The following is a 15,830-nucleotide window of genomic DNA, read 5'->3' as shown; positions in this document are numbered from 1 at the left end:
CCGGTAGGTACTTGCGCACCGTCTTGCGATCCAGCCCGGTCTCCCGGGCGATCTGCGACAGACTCAGCCCCGCCTCGTGCAGCGCACGGAACCGGCGCAGCTCCAACCACCGCTCCGACCGCAGAACCATCGCCGCCCTCCGCCCAGCTCATATCGGGCGAAGTCTTACTCATCGGACACCCCACCAGGACACCGCCACGCCGTTGACTTGGCCACGTTCATCCGTACCTACCTGGGGACACCAACCCGTACGCCGACACCACCTACGCCGCCGATCTCAGCCAGCGAACTCCGGGGCATTCCTACAGTTCCAATAGCTGATCTCACCATTAGAAGCAGTCCGCCGCGCCCTACCCGACGCGTTGCAGGTCGCCGACCGCTGGCACCTGTGGCACAACCTCGCCGAGGCCGTCCGCAAAGAGGTCACCGCCCACAGCACGTGCTGGGCCACCGGCCTGCCGCCACAGCAAGGCATCCGGGCCGTGACCACCCGGCAGCGGTGGCAGCAGGTCCACGACCTGCTCGACAAGGGCGTCGGCCTGCTCGAATGCGCCCGCCGACTCAACCTCGGCCTCAACACCGTCAAACGCTACGCCCGAATCAGCCAACCCGAACGCCTGGTCCGCGCACCGCAGTACCGGCCCACCCTCGTCGACCCCTACCGTGACCACCTGCGCCGACGCCGGGAACAAGACCCCGCCGTCGGCGCTACGCAACTCCTCGCCGAGATCAGGGAACTGGGCTACACCGGCAGCCTCAACCTGCTCTACCGCTACATCACCCAAGGCCGCGTCGAAGCCGACCGCCCAGCCCTGTCTCCCAGGCGGTTGACCCGCTACCTCCTGACCGCACCTGACCAGCTCACAGGCCATCAGCGCACGCTCGTCGACGCTCTCACCGGCGCCTGTCCACAGATGACCGCGCTGGCCGGCTTCATCGGCTCGTTCGCCGCGCTCCTTACACCCGCAGCCGGTAACGACGGTCGTCTCGACACGTGGATCGCCGAGGTCAAGGCCACGGACCTGCCCCACCTGCACACCTTCATCCGCGGCCTCGGCCTGGACCGCGACGCCGTCAACGCCGCCCTGACCCACCCCTTCCACAACGGCGGCACCGAAGGCGTCAACACCAAAACCAAACTGATCAAACGACAAATGTACGGACGAGCGGGCTTCGCTCTCCTGCGCCATCGAATCCTGCTCAGCTGACCAGCACCCTCCGTCACCACCGAATGTGAGACAGAGCCGAAATCTACGCAGTCCCACCACTGGCCGAAGGAGTGAATTGCGGGTACGGGCTGGCGGACCGAGCAAGCCGGGCAACCGCTTCTCGAACCTGTTCGCTGCGTGCTCCGCTGTTCCTTCGCTCTTGAGGCCGGTCCCCGCAGGAGCGCTGTTCCGTGTTCCGTGGGGCGCGCGACGTGAACAAGCGAACGGGTGCTGCTCCTCGGTCCACTGTTTGCCAAGCTTGACGCAACGAACCTCTGCCCTCGGCCCGCCTGTATCGATGTTTTTCGAAATAGTGGTGCCGGCGATGAGTCTCGGTGTCAGGCTTCCGGCATGGCAACGCCGGTCGCGGTAACGGCTGGTAACGCCTGGTAACTCTTCGCTTGCGCTATCGATCTGGAACGGCATGACCGGCCGCTACAGCAGGGTGGAGGGTTGTTTGACTGCCTTGGCGAGGCGCTGCGATCGCGCGTACAGCTCGTCTCGGAGGTGTGCTGGCGGGCTGAATCCGTCGCTCTGTGAGATGAGGAACTGCTCGGCTGCCTGCTTGCGTGCGGCAGGTGAGCTGGCCTGTTGATAGGCGGGAGTGGTCAGCAGTTCGGCGGCGAGGTCGTCGAGGCGATCGGTGATCGGGGCGTACTGCGTCTGGGCCAGGACCTCGGCCCGGTCGCAAGCTTCGCGGATCGCGTCCCAGCGGACCCAGTCGTGGGTGTCCGGCGGCACCGCGAACCTGGCTACCCGCTGCCGGGCGCCCATCTTGGCGGCCCGGAACTCCGGCATGGCCAGGAGCTTGTTCGCCAGCTCCTCAGTGAGTCACGCCCGTTCCTCGTCACTGAGCCGTTCCGGGCCGTCGTCGAGGTCGCCGCGTGCGAACCGGAACCGCGAGTGCGCGCTGTTCACACTGTCTTGCCACTCGTCGTACCACGGCGCCTCCTGTTCCCAGAAGTGAACAAGGCCGTTCACCGCGAACGCGACAGTGACACGACCGACCTTGCCTCGGTGCTTGAGCAGATGCTCCGGCGGGTTCTCAATCGCGTCATCGTGCTTCGGCTCGAAGGGCTCCGCCTTGAGGTACACCACGCCGCCGCCGAGCTTCTCGGCGAGCGAGAGAAAGCCGGGTAAATCCAAGGTGTCTGGCTGGATGCAGACTTCCGAGCCGGGAGGGGCGCTGGTTGTTGATCTCCAGTGTCCCTCCCGGGCCGGATGGCCGTGATATCTCACAACCGTCTCACGGACGGTCCGGCAAGCCCCGGCGAAGGCCGATACGGTCCGGACCCCGACTGAGCCGGTGACCTGCGCGTTCGTCACGATCCGGCACTGCGCGGCGGGCTCCGACAGGCTGGCTGGTTCACTGGCAGTGTGGGGGTCAGGGGTTCGAGTCCCCTCGGCTCCACCTCGCGTTTATGCAGGTCAATCGGCGTCAGTCATCGACTGGCGCCGATTGTTTGTGATCTCGTGGTCACAGCCGTGGTCACCCAGCGCCCCACACTGCACTTCGATGACCGGTGTTGAGAGTTCGGAAGAAACCGCCTCTGAGCAGGGATTTCTCTACTGCTCTGACTGCCCGGGTGTCGTTGGGGCGAAATGTGGGGCGCAAAACCGTGTGGTACCCGATGCCGGCCCGTACCGGCAGATGCGGCACGGCCGGTGTGCTGGTGCTGGTGTGCTCGCTTGGTGCCGGCGAGGCGGTTGTCGAGCTTCTCCTCGGCTGAGCGACTGGTCCGCGGTGCTTGGCTTCCCGATCGATTCCGAGCCGACCACGATCGGGATGCTCACAGCCCTGTACGCGGGGCGGAGCCTGGACGCGGTGTGGTTTCCCGGAAAACCTCCAGCTGCCGGTGGCCCAGTTCCGCACCGAGCAACGGCCTGCCGGGCCCGCACACCAGCTGGGTGGCGCCATTTCGCGACAAGAACCTGATGAAGCAGGTCGCGCGGGCCGGTGGGCTGCGGTGCGCCCCGCACGCCCGGTGGACACGCCCGCCGACGTGGCTCCGTTCCTCGCCCGCCACGGCAACGTCGTGGTGAAGTCGAAGGACAGAGAGGTGCCGTTGGCGAGACAGGCCCGCACTGCGCCGCAGACCTGGGGAAGGTGCCGAAGCCGCCCGTCGGTCGCCTTCGCGGTGAGCCGGAAGGTGTTCGTCGAGGTGTGGCAGCTTGCGCCGCGGTGCGTCGATGGTCTCGCGTGGGTGACGGCCATTGTCGATCGCCGGGCAGCGGAACGGCTCCGCGAGATCGATGGCCGCACCAAGCCCTTCGGCGTGGGATACGACAAGTTCGTCGGTCGCCAACTGATCACCGCGCTGGACGGTGAGCGGCTGGCACTGCTCGGCCCGTCGGTTTCACCCACTACCGGCGGACCTGTCGACAGCCTCGGCCCGGTCACCGACGCGGTCACCGGGCCGAGCAGCCGTTCTTAATTAACGGTCAGCCCACCGGCGCTGGGCCGATCCTGGGCTCGGATTCAGTGCCCACGATCGGCGCGCTGGACGGGATGATCCGGACCAGGTCCGGTCCGAGGGCGAGGACGAGGCCGGGAGTTCGGCGGCTGGGTCCCAGGACCGCGGCCACCACCCGCCGTCCAGAACCGCCCGGTCGTGAGGGAGTGCGAGGACGAGCCGGGTGCGGAGGGCACCGGTGCGGGGATCGTGGTGGCTGGTCGCGTGGTGATGAACACGCTCATTCGTCCCGATTCTCGGGGCGGGGCGACAGCGGGACGCTGGCGATGCCGGTTGTTGGTGGGGGAGTCGGGTCGGGTCCGGGCCGGCCGCCCGGCTGAGTGGCGGGACGGCGGTCGAGCATCCTGAGCTGCACGATCCGGGCGGTGCCGGGCAGGGCGACGAGCAGGACCCCGAAGACGGCGGCCAGCAGCAGCGCCACCCCCATCGGCAGCGTGCCGTGTGCGCCGAGGAACGACACCTCGGCACGTTGTCCGTTCTGGAGTACGAAGATCAGGAGCAGCAGGAGCACGAACGCGAACACCACGGCAGCGACCCACACGCCTCCGATCCGTGAGCGCTTCACCGACGGCCGCCTGGGCATCGCACGAGGAGCATCGCTGCCGCCGCGGCCGTCTGGCGGAAAGAATCGAACTTGATTGTTCCGGGGTGCGGTCATCACGAACCGCCGCCTTTCCATGAAAATAGGGCGCGCCTGGAAACCGTCTTACGCTGGCGTGCCTGGATGAGGGTGGCCTGCGATGAGCTGTCGCGGTCCAGGGTGCTGGTGCTACAGGGATGCCTGGCCAGGAATGCGACGGAGATTCGGCGACCTGACCGGCGGATGTGGTGTGGCGGGTGGCCAACGCGGTGACCTCGATCGGTGGGGTGCGTCCGCCAGCGGCGAACTGTCAGCCACCGGGGTCCCGAGCGACACTGCAAGCGTACGCCTCCGCGACCGGATCGGCAGCCGCTGGCGCCGGCGTGGTCCAGTGGGCCGCCGGTCGCGCGTGGGCGGCACGCGGGAGTACGGTTTGACCGTCGCCCGAGACCTCGGCGCCGTACGGCAGCGCGTCCGTTCGACTGATCCGGGTCGGAGTCAGCAGTGGACAGAAACAACCCGGGGCGTGGCGATCCGATGACCGCCGATCGCCGGCGGCGGCTGTGGGCCGTTGTCGTCGATGCCGCCCGGGGTGGCGCCGTCGCGGTCGATCATGTCTGCGCGGCGGCGGTATCGGTCGCCGGTGTCGATTCGGGGGCTGTCGCGGTGATCCTCGACGCCACGCCGCGCGAACTGGTGTGTGCCACGGACCGGACGGCGTTGGAGCTGGAAGACCTGACCCTGACCCTCGGTGAGGGGCCGTGCGTGGACGCGACCACCGGTGGACCTGTCCTGGTCGGCGATCTGACCGTGCCGGAGTGCCGGAACCGCTGGCCGGTGTTCGCGCCAGCCGCGGTGCTCGCCGGGACCGGCGCGGTGTTCGCGTTGCCGTTACGGGTGGGCGGGATCCGCCTCGGTGTCCTGGACCTCTACCGGGCCTGCGCCGGTGACCTCGGGGCGGAGCAACTGGCCGACGCGCTGGTCTTGGCCGACACGGCATGCGCGGTGCTGCTGGACGACGCGACGCGCCACGGGGCGGACCGGGACGATCAGTGGCCCGAGCGGACCGGCCTGCACCACCCCGAGGTGCACCAGGCAACCGGAATGATCACGGTCCAGTTGGGAGTGCCCGCGGCGGTGGCGCTCATCCGGTTGCGCGCCTATGCGTACTCCCAGGACCGGCGCCTGCGGGATGTGGCAGCGGACGTCGTCGCCCGGCGCCTGGGTCTCGGACCGGCCGGGACAGCTGATGACCGACATGGGTGAACAAGCGATCGGCGCCGGGTCGGCGCGTTACGGACCACCGTCGGGCGACCGGCGGTACCACTGATTGACGAGGTGACTGACATGGCCGAGACCCCGCTGGCTGACGTTTTCGTGGAGATGGCCGACACTCTCATCGACGACTTTGACGTGATCGAGTTCCTGCACGTGCTGACCGAGAGATGTGTCGAGCTGCTGGGTGTGTCGGCGGCCGGGCTGCTCCTGACCGATCAACGCGACACGCTGCAGGTGGTAGCCGCCTCCTCCGAACGCACCCGACTGCTGGAGCTGTTCCAGCTCCAGACCGACCAGGGGCCCTGCCTCGACTGCTTCCATACCGGGCAACCGGTGTCGGTCGCTGACCTGACCCTGACCACTGCCCGATGGCCGAGGTTCACCGCCGCCGCGGCCGAGGTCGGCTTCGCCGCGGTGCATGCCCTGCCCATGCGCCTGCGCTCCGAGGTGATCGGCGCGCTGAACCTCTTCGACGTCCAGCCAGGGGCCATCGACGGGGACAAGCTCCGCATCGGTCAGGCGCTCGCCGACGTGGCCACCATCGGACTGCTGCAACACCGCGCCATCCATCAGCGCGACATCCTCACCGAACAGCTGCAGACCGCTCTGAACAGCCGGGTCCTGATCGAGCAGGCCAAGGGGATCCTCGCCGAACGCCTACAGGTGGACGTGGGCCAAGCCTTCGCGATACTGCGCGACAGCGCCCGCAGCCGCAACCGGCGACTGTCCGAACTGTCCCAGGCGATCGTCGACGGCTCCGAGCAGCTCGCGCCGGGACCGGTCGCCAACCGGTCCGGCTGACGACCGGCTCCACCGCCGAGGCGGTTTCCGGGGGCCCGGCGTCCACGGGTGTCGGTCGGGAAGATGAAGGCGTATGGTGACGGTGTCGCCCGGGTCCCCGGTGGCCGCCAGTCTCGCCGCCACCAGCCCGTTAGGGGCATAGAAACATGCTCACCACCATCGTGACAGCCGCAGCCGTTTCGCTCCCTCCGACGCTGAGCCCGGCAACGAGGGCCAGCGAACAAATGTTGCGTCGACGCGCAGTCCTGAACGTCGACGATCCCGAACGTGCCCGGCTGCGGAACCGGATCATCGAGGCGAACCTGCCGATGGCCGGTCGACTGGCCCGCCGCTACACCGGCCGCGGAGAGCCCTACGAGGACCTGGCGCAGGTTGGCGCACTCGGCCTGATCAAAGCCGTCGACGGATACGACAGCAATCGGGGCGTGCCGTTTGCCAGCTACGCCATCCCGACCATCCTCGGCAGCATCCGACGGCACTTCCGCGATTCGGCCTGGGCGATCCGGGTGCCGCGAGCGGCGCAGGAACTGGGCGCCCGGGTGCCCAAGGCCCGGGGCAAGCTCAGGCAGCAGCACCATCGCGAACCGACTGACGGAGAACTCGCCGACTACCTGGAGGTGACCGTCGCCCAGCTCATGGCCGCCGTCGCCGCCATCGATGTCTACCGGCCGCAGTCGTTGAACGAGCCACGGCCTGGGAGCAGCGGCATCGAGCGGCACGCGCACATCGGCACCGCCGATCCGGGATACGCGGCGGTGGACGACCACCTCACCCTCCGACAGCTCCTCGCGGCGCTTCCCCTACGTGAACGTCGGATCCTGACCATGCGGTTCTACGGTGATCTGACCCAGGCGCAGATCGCCACCCGGGTCGGGCTGTCACAGATGTACGTCTCCCGGCTGCTAAAGCGCTCTCTGGCCCAGCTGAGAGCCGGGATGCTCCGCTGACCGGTAGTCGACCGGGACCAGCGTGTTTCGCAGTGGCCGGTAGCACGACCCTTCCGGACGGCCTTACCAGGGAGCATCCGATGAACATCGCCAGGCAGAAGATCGTCAGCATTCTTCGCCAACGCGGCCAGCAGGTCAGGGCTGACTGGGTCGAGCGCGAGCTACCGGAGCGGGTGGACCCCGAAGAGCACGCTGGGCTGCTCGCCATCCTGCATCTGGATCCGGCCGATCTCGCGGACGGGCCGTCCCCGTGAGGCGCGCTCTGCTCGAACCCTTCGCCAGGCCCACACCTCCCACCGCGGCGACGTGCTCCGGCGCTATTGAGCCAATCCGCTGCGACGGGTTGGTCGAATGACGAAAATTCAAGGTGAAGAGGCATCGGAGCCGGCCGCCTCGGGACCGACCAGGGAGAAAGCGTGCGGCCTGATGCGACGTGCCCGCGAGAGCCCGGTTCCGTGGCGGATGCCTCAACAGCCCATGGCCCGCCTGACCGGATGGTCGAGCCGCCGGTGAGACAGGCAGACGGAGAAGGACCAGCGGGAGCAGCCATCATGAGCGATACCAGCCTCGGCACCGAGGTGCAGCGCGGTAGCGACTACGCGGACCTGTCCCGGCTGGTCCGAGCGGCGGGTCTACTCGGGCGACGGCGGGGCTACTACGCGGTGCGGATCGGCCTCGTCGTCGGTTCCTTCGCCGGACTGTGCGCCCTGTTCATCCGACTGGGTGAGTCGTGGTGGCAGCTCGGCGTCGCGGTGGCTCTGGCGGTGGTCTTCGCGCAGGCCGGGTTCATCGGCCACGACGCGGGGCACCGGCAGATAGCCAGCTCCCGCCGAGCGAACGACCTGATCGGCATCATGCACGGCAACCTCCTGACCGGGCTCAGCTACGGCTGGTGGGTGGACAAGCACAACCGGCACCACGCGCACCCCAACACCGAAGGCAAGGACCCGGACATCACCGTGGCACCCCTGGCCTTCACCGCCGACCAGGCCCGCCGTCGACGTGGACTCCGTGCGCTGCTCGTGCGCTACCAGGCATATCTGTTCTTCCCGTTGCTCCTGCTGGAAGGCCTGCACCTGCACCTCAACAGCGTGAAGGCGGTCCTCGGTCCGCGCCGCATCGCCCGCCGACCCGTCGAAGCCGGACTGCTGGCCCTGCATCTGGGCGGTTACCTCACCGCGGTGTTCCTGGTCCTGAGCCCTGCGCAGGCGGTCGCGTTCATCGTCGTCAACCAGGGCGTGCTCGGCCTCTACCTCGGCTGCTCTTTCGCCCCGAACCACAAGGGCATGCCCATCCTCGGCGCCGACGATAACCTCGACTACCTCCGGCGGCAGGTCCTCACCTCCCGCAACGTCCGTGGCGGGAGATTCCTCGACATCATGCTCGGCGGCCTGAACTACCAGATCGAACACCACCTGTTCCCGAGCATGCCGTGTCCCAACCTGCGCCGCGCCCGACCATTGATTAGGCGGTCCTGCGCCGAGCACGACATCGATTACCGCGAAACCACGTTGGGCCGTTCCTGGGCCGAGGTGCTGCGCCACCTGAACGATACTGGATCCCCCGCACCTCCGATCGCCACGCGTTGAGCTGCCGTGCCAGCCGGGCGGGAGCTGAGGCGCCCTCCTGGGCCTGTTTGTCCGGATTGGTATATCCGACATCTCGGGCGTACCGATCAGCCGCTCGGAGAGTAGGCTGGGGATGTCGTCCTGGACCCCGGCGGCTCCGGTTCGCGTACTTCGCGCACCACCGTCGAGATGAGGTCCACAATGACCAGGTTCACCGGCTCCGCCCGCTCCACCAACGTGCAGTCGGGCCCGCAGATCAACGACCGGCCCCGGCCAGTGCCGCGTGTCCGCGCTGGGGGTTCGCTGGTCGCGTTCGCAGGGTCCGCCGTGGTGCTGCTCCTGCTGTTGATCTTCATCCTGCAGAACGGTCAACGCACGGAGGTGCACTTCTTCGGCGCGCAGGGGCAACTGCCGATGGGAGTCGCGTTGCTGCTCGCCGCGGTGTTCGGTGTGCTGCTGGTGACCGTCCAAGCCACCATGCGGCGCATCATCCAACTGAGGCTGTTCACCCACAGGCACCGCACCACCTCCTACACCACCATCACCCGTCCAGACCCCGCCGACACCGACCCGGGCACCGACGTACCGGAGGGACGGAACTGATGGTCCGCTCTGCCGAGGACCGCATGACGTGGGTCTGCATCGGTGAGCCGCCTACGGCACGCCTGCGGATGACCGACTCGCCGTCCAGCCGCGCGATGCTCGACGGCGGTTGGTGGCCCACCTCACGCGACCCGGTCATCGAATTGTGTAGCCTGGTCGCGGCGCTGACCGCACGGCGTGGTGGCGTGATCGAACGGATCATGCTGCAGCCGGCGGCCTGGGACAGGCATCCGTGCCGGATCGGCGTCGGCGGTGCCGTGGTGCGAGTGGGCTGGTTCGCCACCCTCGGTGCCGAGCTGGTGATCATCACAGGCCCGCGGGATCTGCGGATCGACCTGGCCGTGATAGCGCCCGAGACCACATACGCCGCGGCGATGGCGGCCATGCTCGCGGCTTCCCGCCCCGCCAACACCACCCGCGCCGCCGACATCCTGTCCATACCGCCCAGCCCTCGCTCACGACCGTTGGTGCACGGCGACGATGTCGCCGCCTGGGAGACCGAAGGCGGCCACCTTCAATCCGATCGACACCCCACAGCGCCGGCCCGGACCTGAACGCTCCAATCCGCCCGGGTCGGCAGGCGCGGGGTCCGGGACCTCGGTTCGAGATCCCGGACCCCGAAGCCATCACCGACCAGACCGACAGCCGGCCACCGACTGAAGGTCCGAGGAGCGGAGCAACCGCATGGAGTTCGACGTCACCATCGAGATTCCCAAGGGAACACGCAACAAATACGAAATGGATCGCCAGACCGGCCGCATCCGACTGGACCGCACCCTGTTCACCGCTACCCAGTACCCGGCCGACTACGGCTTCATCGAACACACCCTCGGCGAAGACACCGACCCCCTTGACGCGCTGGTACTGGTACAGGAATCGACTTTTCCCGGCTGCCTCATCCGATGCCGGGCCATCGGCATGTTCCGCATGCGGGACGAGAAGGGGCCCGACCCGAAGGTGCTGTGCGTGCCCACGGCTGACCCCCGCCTCGCGCACCTCGGCGACATCGCGGATCTGGAGCACTTCTACAAGCTCGAGATCCAACACTTCTTCGACGTGTACAAGGACCTCGAACCCGGCAAGAGCGTCGACGTCGAACGCGGGATCTGGGCCGGCCGGACCGAAGCCGAGACGGAGATCAAACACTCACAGGAACGCGCCCGCCAGCCCACCTCCGCCAGATGACCATGACCACGCCAGGCCGAGCCAGGGAGCATTCGATGAACATCGCCAGGGACCGGATCGCCAATGTCCTTCGAAACCGCGGCCAGCAGGTCAGGGCTGACTGGGTCGAGCGGGAACTACCGGTGCGGGTGGACCTAGCCAAGCACGTGGGGCTGCTCGCCACTCTGCGGCTTGATCCGGCCGACCTTGCCGACGCATCGTCCCCGTGAGGGTTGCCCTGCTCGGTCCGGTCGCCTGGCGGACACCCCCGCACCACTACGGCCCCTGGGAGCAGGTGACCGGCCTGCTCGCCGAAGGACTTGTCACCCGGGGCGTGGACGTGACCCTGTTCGCGACGCTGGACTCCGTCACCTCCGCCGCCCTCGACGGTGTGTGCCCCCGCGGGTACGCCGACGACCCGGCCTTGGACGGCCGCGTGTGGGAGGCGATGCACGTCTCCCACGCAATGGCCCGCTCCGCGCAGTTCGACCTGGTGCACAGCCACCTCGACTGGCTGCCGCTGGCCTTCGCCGATCACTGCCGCGCTCCGCTGCTCACCACCGTGCACGGCTTCTCCGGTACGGGGATCCTCCCCGCGTACGCCCGGGCCCGCTCGTCCTATGTGTCAATCTCCGACGCCGATCGGAGCGCCGAACTCGACTACGTCGCCACGGTGCACCACGGCGTTGACCTCACCGGGCTGCCGTTCACCCGCGACGCCGGCCCGGGATTGGCTGCCTTTGGCCGGATCCACCCGGACAAGGGCATCCACACGGCCATCGAGATCGCCCGTTGCACCGGCCGGCCGCTGACCATCTGCGGCATCGTGCAGGACGAGCGTTACTTCGCCGAACAGGTGGCCCCGCACGTCGACGGCGACCAGGTCGTCTTCCTCGGCTCGGTCGGGCCGAGACGGCGTGCGGAGGTGCTGGGCGCGAGCACCGCCCTGCTGCACCCGATCGCCTTCGACGAGCCGTTCGGACTGTCGGTCGTGGAGTCGATGGTCTGCGGCACGCCGGTCGTCGCGTACGCGCGAGGATCGATGCCGGAGGTCGTCGACGAGGGGGTGACGGGATTTCTGGTCCACACCGTCGACCAGGCCGTCGACGCCGTCAGCCAGGCCGGCGGGCTGGACCGGGCCGGCTGCCGGGCCCGGGCCCGGGAGCGCTTCGGCGTGGACCGGATGGTCACCGACTACCTGTCCGTCTACGACCACCTCATCCGTCGACCGCACCACTGAACCGGCCACCGCCTACGAATCCGTTTCCGCCGACCACACACGCTGGCCGGCGGGCGCCATTACCGCGTGAGGCCACCCCTGCACCCATGCGGCCGACAACCGGAAGGCCCGACACTCATGCCCAGCTACGGATTCCTCAGCACCCATCCACCGACCAGGTGCGGACTGGCTACCTTCAACTCCGCCCTCGCCGCCCACCTGACCGCCGACGGCACGCGCGGCGGCATCGTCCGGGTCACCGACCGCAGCGACGACCAGCGGGCCGAGCCCGGGGTCGTGCACACCTGGTCGACGCGTGCCCAATTCGGATGGCGGGATGCCGCCGCCGTCCTGAACACCTTCGACGTGGCCGTCGTGCAACACGAGTACGGCGTCTACCCCGGCACCGACGGGAAGGACATCCTGCCGCTGCTGCGCCGGCTCACCGTGCCGAGCATCGTGGTCCTGCACACCGTGCTCCGCCGGCCCTCGGCCCGGCAGAAGTCCCTGCTGGAGCAGATCGTCACTGCCGCCGGAGCGGTCGTCACGATGACCGAAACGGCTCACAACCGACTGGCCGTCGGCTACACCGTACGCCCAGGCAAGGTCACGGTCATCCCGCACGGCGCCGACGAACATGTCCGCGTACCCGCCGACCGCCGTACCCGCCCGCACCTGCTGACCTGGGGACTGCTCGGCCCCGGCAAGGGCATCGAGTGGGCGTTGCGTGCCCTTGCGCGGTTGCAGGACCTCGACCCGACACCCACCTACACCGTCGCGGGCCGGACCCATCCGAAGGTGGCCGAGCACCAGGGGGAGGCGTACCGGGCGGGACTGCACCGACTCGGCGCGCAGCTGGGCGTCGCCCATGCCGTGGACTACCAGGACATCTACCACAACCAACGCACGCTCGCCGGGTTGATCCGCTCCGCCGACCTGGTCGTGCTGCCCTACGACTCCCGTGAACAGGTCACCTCCGGGGTGCTCATCGAGGCGGTGGCCGCCGGGGTACCCGTCGTGGCCACGGCGTTCCCGCACGCCGTCGAGCTGCTCACCGGCGGCCCCGGTCTGGTCGTACCCCATCAGGATCCGGCGGCGCTGGCCGCCGCCATCCGGCGGATCCTCAACGAACCGGGCCTGGCGGCCCGGCTGGCCAGCCGCGTCCGGCCGCTCGCCGCTGACCTGCGCTGGCCGGCGGTGGCGGCCCGCTACGGCACGCTCGCCGAACGGCTCGTCGCCGCACACCCGCCCGTGGTCAGCGCGGCATCGGCGTGACCACGACCACCAGCCGGCCCAGCACGCCGGACCGCGGTCCCCGGCTAGCCGTGCCCGCGCCAAGCTTCGCGCACCTGATCCGGCTGAGCGACGACACCGGCCTGTTCGAACACGCCCGGCACGCCGTCGTCCGCCGCGAGCACGGCTACTGCACCGACGACGTCGCGCGCGGCCTGGTCGTCGCCAGCCGCGAGCCGGAGCCGACCGAGGAGGTGCTCCGCCTCGCGGAGCGCTACCTGGCGTTCCTGACCCACGCGCAGGACTGCGGCGGCGCCTTCCGTAACCGGCTCGGTCACGACCGGCGTTGGACCGACGAGCCCGGGCTCGGCGACTGGTGGGGCCGGGCGCTGTGGGGGCTGGGTACCGCCGCTGCCCGCAGTCCCGCCGCCTGGATCCGGGAGGAGGCACTGGTTGCGTTCAACCGGGGTGCCGCCCGGCGTTCCCCGGCGCCACACGCGATGGCCTTCGCCGGGCTCGGCGCCGTCGAGGTGCTGCGCCGCCACCCGACGCACACCGCTTCGGCCACGTTGCTGGCGGATGCGGCCGCTGCGGTCGGCGGCCCCGGATCCGACCCGCGGTGGCCCTGGCCGCGGCAGGCGCTCACCTACGCCAGCGCGGCTCTCGCGGAGGTGGTCATCGCCGCCAGCCAGCTGCGGCACGACGGTCCACCCCTCGACGACGGTCTGCGGATGCTGGCGTGGTTGCGCGACATCCAGCTCCGCGACGGGCACCTTTCGGTGGTACCCACCGGCGGGTGGCGGCGCGGCGCGGCACGGCTGCGCCACGACCAGCAACCGATCGAGGTCGCCGCCTTCGCCGACGCTTGCGCCACCGCCGCCACGGTCACCGGCGACCCCAGCTGGGAGACCGGCATACGGCAGGCGGTCGAGTGGTTCCGTGGCGACAACGACGTCGGCACGCCGATGTGGGATGCGGCGACCGGCGGCGGCTACGACGGGCTGACCCCATACGGACCCAACCTCAACCAGGGTGCGGAGTCCACCCTCGCCCTCATCGCCACCCTGCAATACACCCGGAGGTGGTCGTGACGGGAGCGCTCGCCGTCCGGCAGGACGTCACCCTCACCCCTGATCCACGGCGAGTCATCGTCAAGCTCTTCGTTCCGGGCGAGGACGACGCCGTGGTACGCACCCGCGCGAGGGCGCTCATCGACCGCGTCGCGCACCTCGACGACGAGGAGACCGGCCGGCTGCTGAGGGACACCTTCGACCGCTTCGGAGCCCGGCACCGTGACCTGGACGGCACGCTCCACCACCACTACGACCTGGTCCGGCACCGCATCGCCCGGGCCCGGGCCCTTTCGCCCACCACTCGGCTGCTCGTCGGTGCCTACTTCAGTCACGAGTACGCGGTCGAGGCAGCCGCGCTGTGCAACCCGTCAATGATGGCCCACCCCGACCAGACCGGCCTGACCGCCGGGCAACTGCGCGTCGCGGTCAGCCTGCGCCAGATTGGCGAAGGCCACCTGTCGTCCATCGGGTTCGCCACCGCCGTCCTCGGACCAGGCCGCCGGCTCAGCGTCGCCGACCGGTCCGGCCCCCTGGTCGTCGGGCAGCGGGTGGGCGTACCGCGCCGCCGGGACCTGCTCGCCGCTGGCCTGGCCGAGGAGGACTGTGACAACGAGATCACCGCCACTGTGCTGGACGCCCTGCCCGAACGCTACGACGAGGCCACCTTCGAGCGGGTCCTCGGCGACCTGCCACCGGAGCTGCTCTTCCGCAGCACCGGACCGGACACCCTCGACCACCTGCGCCGCACCAACGCCGCCAGCTACGCCACAGCCTTCCCGGCCGACACCACCCTGCACCAGCGGGTGCTCTGGCCCGCCACCCCGGCGGAGAGCAATGGCCTGGAGGACGCCCGGTTCGTGCGATTCGCCGATGAATCCGGACCGGTGTACCGGGCCACCTACACCGCCTACGACGGCCGGCGCATCGCCAGCCGCGCGCTGGCCAGCAAGGACCTGCGCCGCTTCGAGATCACCCCGATGCGCGGACCGGGCGTCCGCAACAAGGGCGTCGCGCTGTTCCCCCGTACCGTCGGCGGCCGGCACCTCGCCCTGTGCCGTACCGACGGCGAGACCATCGGCTTGACCTGCCTGGACGGCGAGAACCGGTGGCAGGAACCGGTGCCGCTGCACACCCCCCGGGACAGTTGGGAGCTGATCCAGGTCGGCAACTGCGGATCGCCCATCGAAACCGACGCCGGCTGGCTCGTGCTCACCCACGGAGTCGGGCCCATGCGCCGGTACGCCATCGGCGCGCTCCTGCTCGACCTGCGCCGGCCCGACCGGGTCGTCGCGCGGCTGCCCGGCGCGCTCCTGACCCCCGAGGCGGGCGACCGGGACGGGTACGTGCCGAACGTCGTCTACTCCTGCGGCGCGCTCGTCCACGACGGTGAGCTGTGGATGCCGTACGGGGCCAGCGACAACCGGGTCGGGTTCGCCACCGCGCCGGTGACCACGCTCCTCGCCGCGATGGAGAAATAGGTCATCGGTCAACTCATGGCGTCGAGCCATACGGGTCTATCTACCGAACCACACACTGGAGATCCACGAGATACGTCCTAGTACGGCAGCCGCCATTGGCGGTCTGACCTCGTGGGATGTGGTGGGGGTGTGTAACGTGGACGCAGCCGCCTGTTGATCATGTGTTTGTGAGGACTACAGGATCGAAGGCGGCTGCTGCTGCCA

General features: G+C 69.2%; 18 protein-coding genes and 1 pseudogene. 15 read left to right on the top strand and 4 right to left on the bottom strand.

Annotation, left to right across the window (positions count from 1 at the left end):
* Positions 1–130, bottom strand: a 130-nt coding sequence (locus ABNF97_RS33255) for a helix-turn-helix domain-containing protein (protein ID WP_349340974.1), incomplete at its 3' end; no start/stop codon positions are given.
* 202 nt (positions 131–332) lie between these two features.
* Between ABNF97_RS33255 and ABNF97_RS33250 the strand changes: the two are divergent.
* Positions 333–1,208, top strand: a pseudogene (locus tag ABNF97_RS33250) (transposase); the annotation flags it as partial.
* Between the two features lie 435 nt (positions 1,209–1,643).
* On the opposite strand, the gene ABNF97_RS33245 reads toward ABNF97_RS33250, so the two are convergent.
* Together ABNF97_RS33245 and ABNF97_RS33240 are read right to left on the bottom strand one after the other, a co-directional pair.
* Positions 1,644–2,006: a hypothetical protein gene (locus tag ABNF97_RS33245; protein ID WP_349340973.1), complete on the bottom strand. Its 363-nt coding sequence runs from the start codon at positions 2,004–2,006 to the stop codon at positions 1,644–1,646.
* A 33-nt stretch (positions 2,007–2,039) separates the two neighbouring features.
* Complete coding sequence (locus ABNF97_RS33240; RefSeq protein ID WP_349340972.1) at positions 2,040–2,534, bottom strand: hypothetical protein; 495 nt, start codon at positions 2,532–2,534, stop codon at positions 2,040–2,042.
* 659 nt (positions 2,535–3,193) lie between these two features.
* Here ABNF97_RS33240 and ABNF97_RS33235 point away from each other — a divergent pair.
* Positions 3,194–3,643, top strand: a complete 450-nt coding sequence (locus ABNF97_RS33235; RefSeq protein WP_349340971.1) for a hypothetical protein — start codon at positions 3,194–3,196, stop codon at positions 3,641–3,643.
* A 259-nt stretch (positions 3,644–3,902) separates the two neighbouring features.
* On the opposite strand, the gene ABNF97_RS33230 is transcribed toward ABNF97_RS33235, so the two are convergent.
* Positions 3,903–4,223 carry a lipopolysaccharide assembly protein LapA domain-containing protein gene (locus ABNF97_RS33230; protein WP_349340970.1) on the bottom strand — a complete coding sequence of 107 codons (321 nt, stop codon included), beginning with the start codon at positions 4,221–4,223 and terminating at the stop codon, positions 3,903–3,905.
* Between the two features lie 576 nt (positions 4,224–4,799).
* On the opposite strand from ABNF97_RS33230, the gene ABNF97_RS33225 reads away from it, so the two are divergent.
* The 13 genes from ABNF97_RS33225 (at position 4,800) to ABNF97_RS33165 (ending at position 15,626) form a co-directional block, all read left to right on the top strand.
* Entirely contained in the window at positions 4,800–5,528 is a 729-nt protein-coding gene (locus ABNF97_RS33225) for a GAF and ANTAR domain-containing protein (protein WP_349340969.1), read from the top strand.
* 81 nt (positions 5,529–5,609) lie between these two features.
* Positions 5,610–6,341, top strand: a complete 732-nt coding sequence (locus ABNF97_RS33220; RefSeq protein ID WP_349340968.1) for a GAF and ANTAR domain-containing protein — start codon at positions 5,610–5,612, stop codon at positions 6,339–6,341.
* 224 nt (positions 6,342–6,565) lie between these two features.
* Positions 6,566–7,288: a SigB/SigF/SigG family RNA polymerase sigma factor gene (locus tag ABNF97_RS33215; protein ID WP_349340967.1), complete on the top strand. Its 723-nt coding sequence runs from the start codon at positions 6,566–6,568 to the stop codon at positions 7,286–7,288.
* A gap of 80 nt (positions 7,289–7,368) precedes the next feature.
* Positions 7,369–7,542 carry a hypothetical protein gene (locus ABNF97_RS33210; protein ID WP_349340966.1) on the top strand — a complete coding sequence of 58 codons (174 nt, stop codon included), beginning with the start codon at positions 7,369–7,371 and terminating at the stop codon, positions 7,540–7,542.
* 297 nt (positions 7,543–7,839) lie between these two features.
* A complete protein-coding gene (locus ABNF97_RS33205; protein WP_349340965.1) occupies positions 7,840–8,877 on the top strand; it encodes a fatty acid desaturase family protein in 1,038 nt (345 codons plus the stop codon).
* Positions 8,878–9,057: 180 nt separating this feature from the next.
* Positions 9,058–9,459 (top strand): lipopolysaccharide assembly protein LapA domain-containing protein, encoded by a 402-nt coding sequence (locus tag ABNF97_RS33200; RefSeq protein WP_349340964.1) that lies wholly within the window; start codon positions 9,058–9,060, stop codon positions 9,457–9,459.
* A gap of 23 nt (positions 9,460–9,482) precedes the next feature.
* The gene (locus ABNF97_RS33195) at positions 9,483–10,013 is read left to right on the top strand and encodes a DUF5994 family protein (protein ID WP_349340963.1); all 531 of its coding nucleotides are present in this window, start codon (positions 9,483–9,485) and stop codon (positions 10,011–10,013) included.
* 130 nt (positions 10,014–10,143) lie between these two features.
* A complete protein-coding gene (locus ABNF97_RS33190; protein WP_204290225.1) occupies positions 10,144–10,644 on the top strand; it encodes an inorganic diphosphatase in 501 nt (166 codons plus the stop codon).
* Between the two features lie 35 nt (positions 10,645–10,679).
* Complete coding sequence (locus tag ABNF97_RS33185) at positions 10,680–10,853, top strand: hypothetical protein (RefSeq protein ID WP_204290226.1); 174 nt, start codon at positions 10,680–10,682, stop codon at positions 10,851–10,853.
* A complete protein-coding gene (locus tag ABNF97_RS33180; RefSeq protein WP_349340962.1) occupies positions 10,850–11,863 on the top strand; it encodes a glycosyltransferase family 4 protein in 1,014 nt (337 codons plus the stop codon). Before ABNF97_RS33185 ends, ABNF97_RS33180 begins: the two co-directional genes overlap by 4 nt.
* 117 nt (positions 11,864–11,980) lie before the next feature.
* Positions 11,981–13,117, top strand: coding sequence for a glycosyltransferase (locus ABNF97_RS33175; RefSeq protein ID WP_349340961.1), 1,137 nt, complete (start codon positions 11,981–11,983; stop codon positions 13,115–13,117).
* 50 nt (positions 13,118–13,167) lie between these two features.
* The gene (locus ABNF97_RS33170; RefSeq protein ID WP_349340960.1) at positions 13,168–14,166 is read left to right on the top strand and encodes a glycosyltransferase; all 999 of its coding nucleotides are present in this window, start codon (positions 13,168–13,170) and stop codon (positions 14,164–14,166) included.
* Positions 14,163–15,626, top strand: a complete 1,464-nt coding sequence (locus ABNF97_RS33165; RefSeq protein WP_349340959.1) for a glycoside hydrolase family 130 protein — start codon at positions 14,163–14,165, stop codon at positions 15,624–15,626. The genes ABNF97_RS33170 and ABNF97_RS33165 overlap by 4 nt, the downstream gene beginning before the upstream one ends.
* Positions 15,627–15,830 lie beyond the last annotated feature (204 nt).

It is taken from the genome of Plantactinospora sp. B6F1 (assembly GCF_040120695.1).
Taxonomy (GTDB): Bacteria; Actinomycetota; Actinomycetes; order Mycobacteriales; family Micromonosporaceae; genus Plantactinospora.
This window is presented reverse-complemented; position numbering and strand designations above follow the sequence as displayed.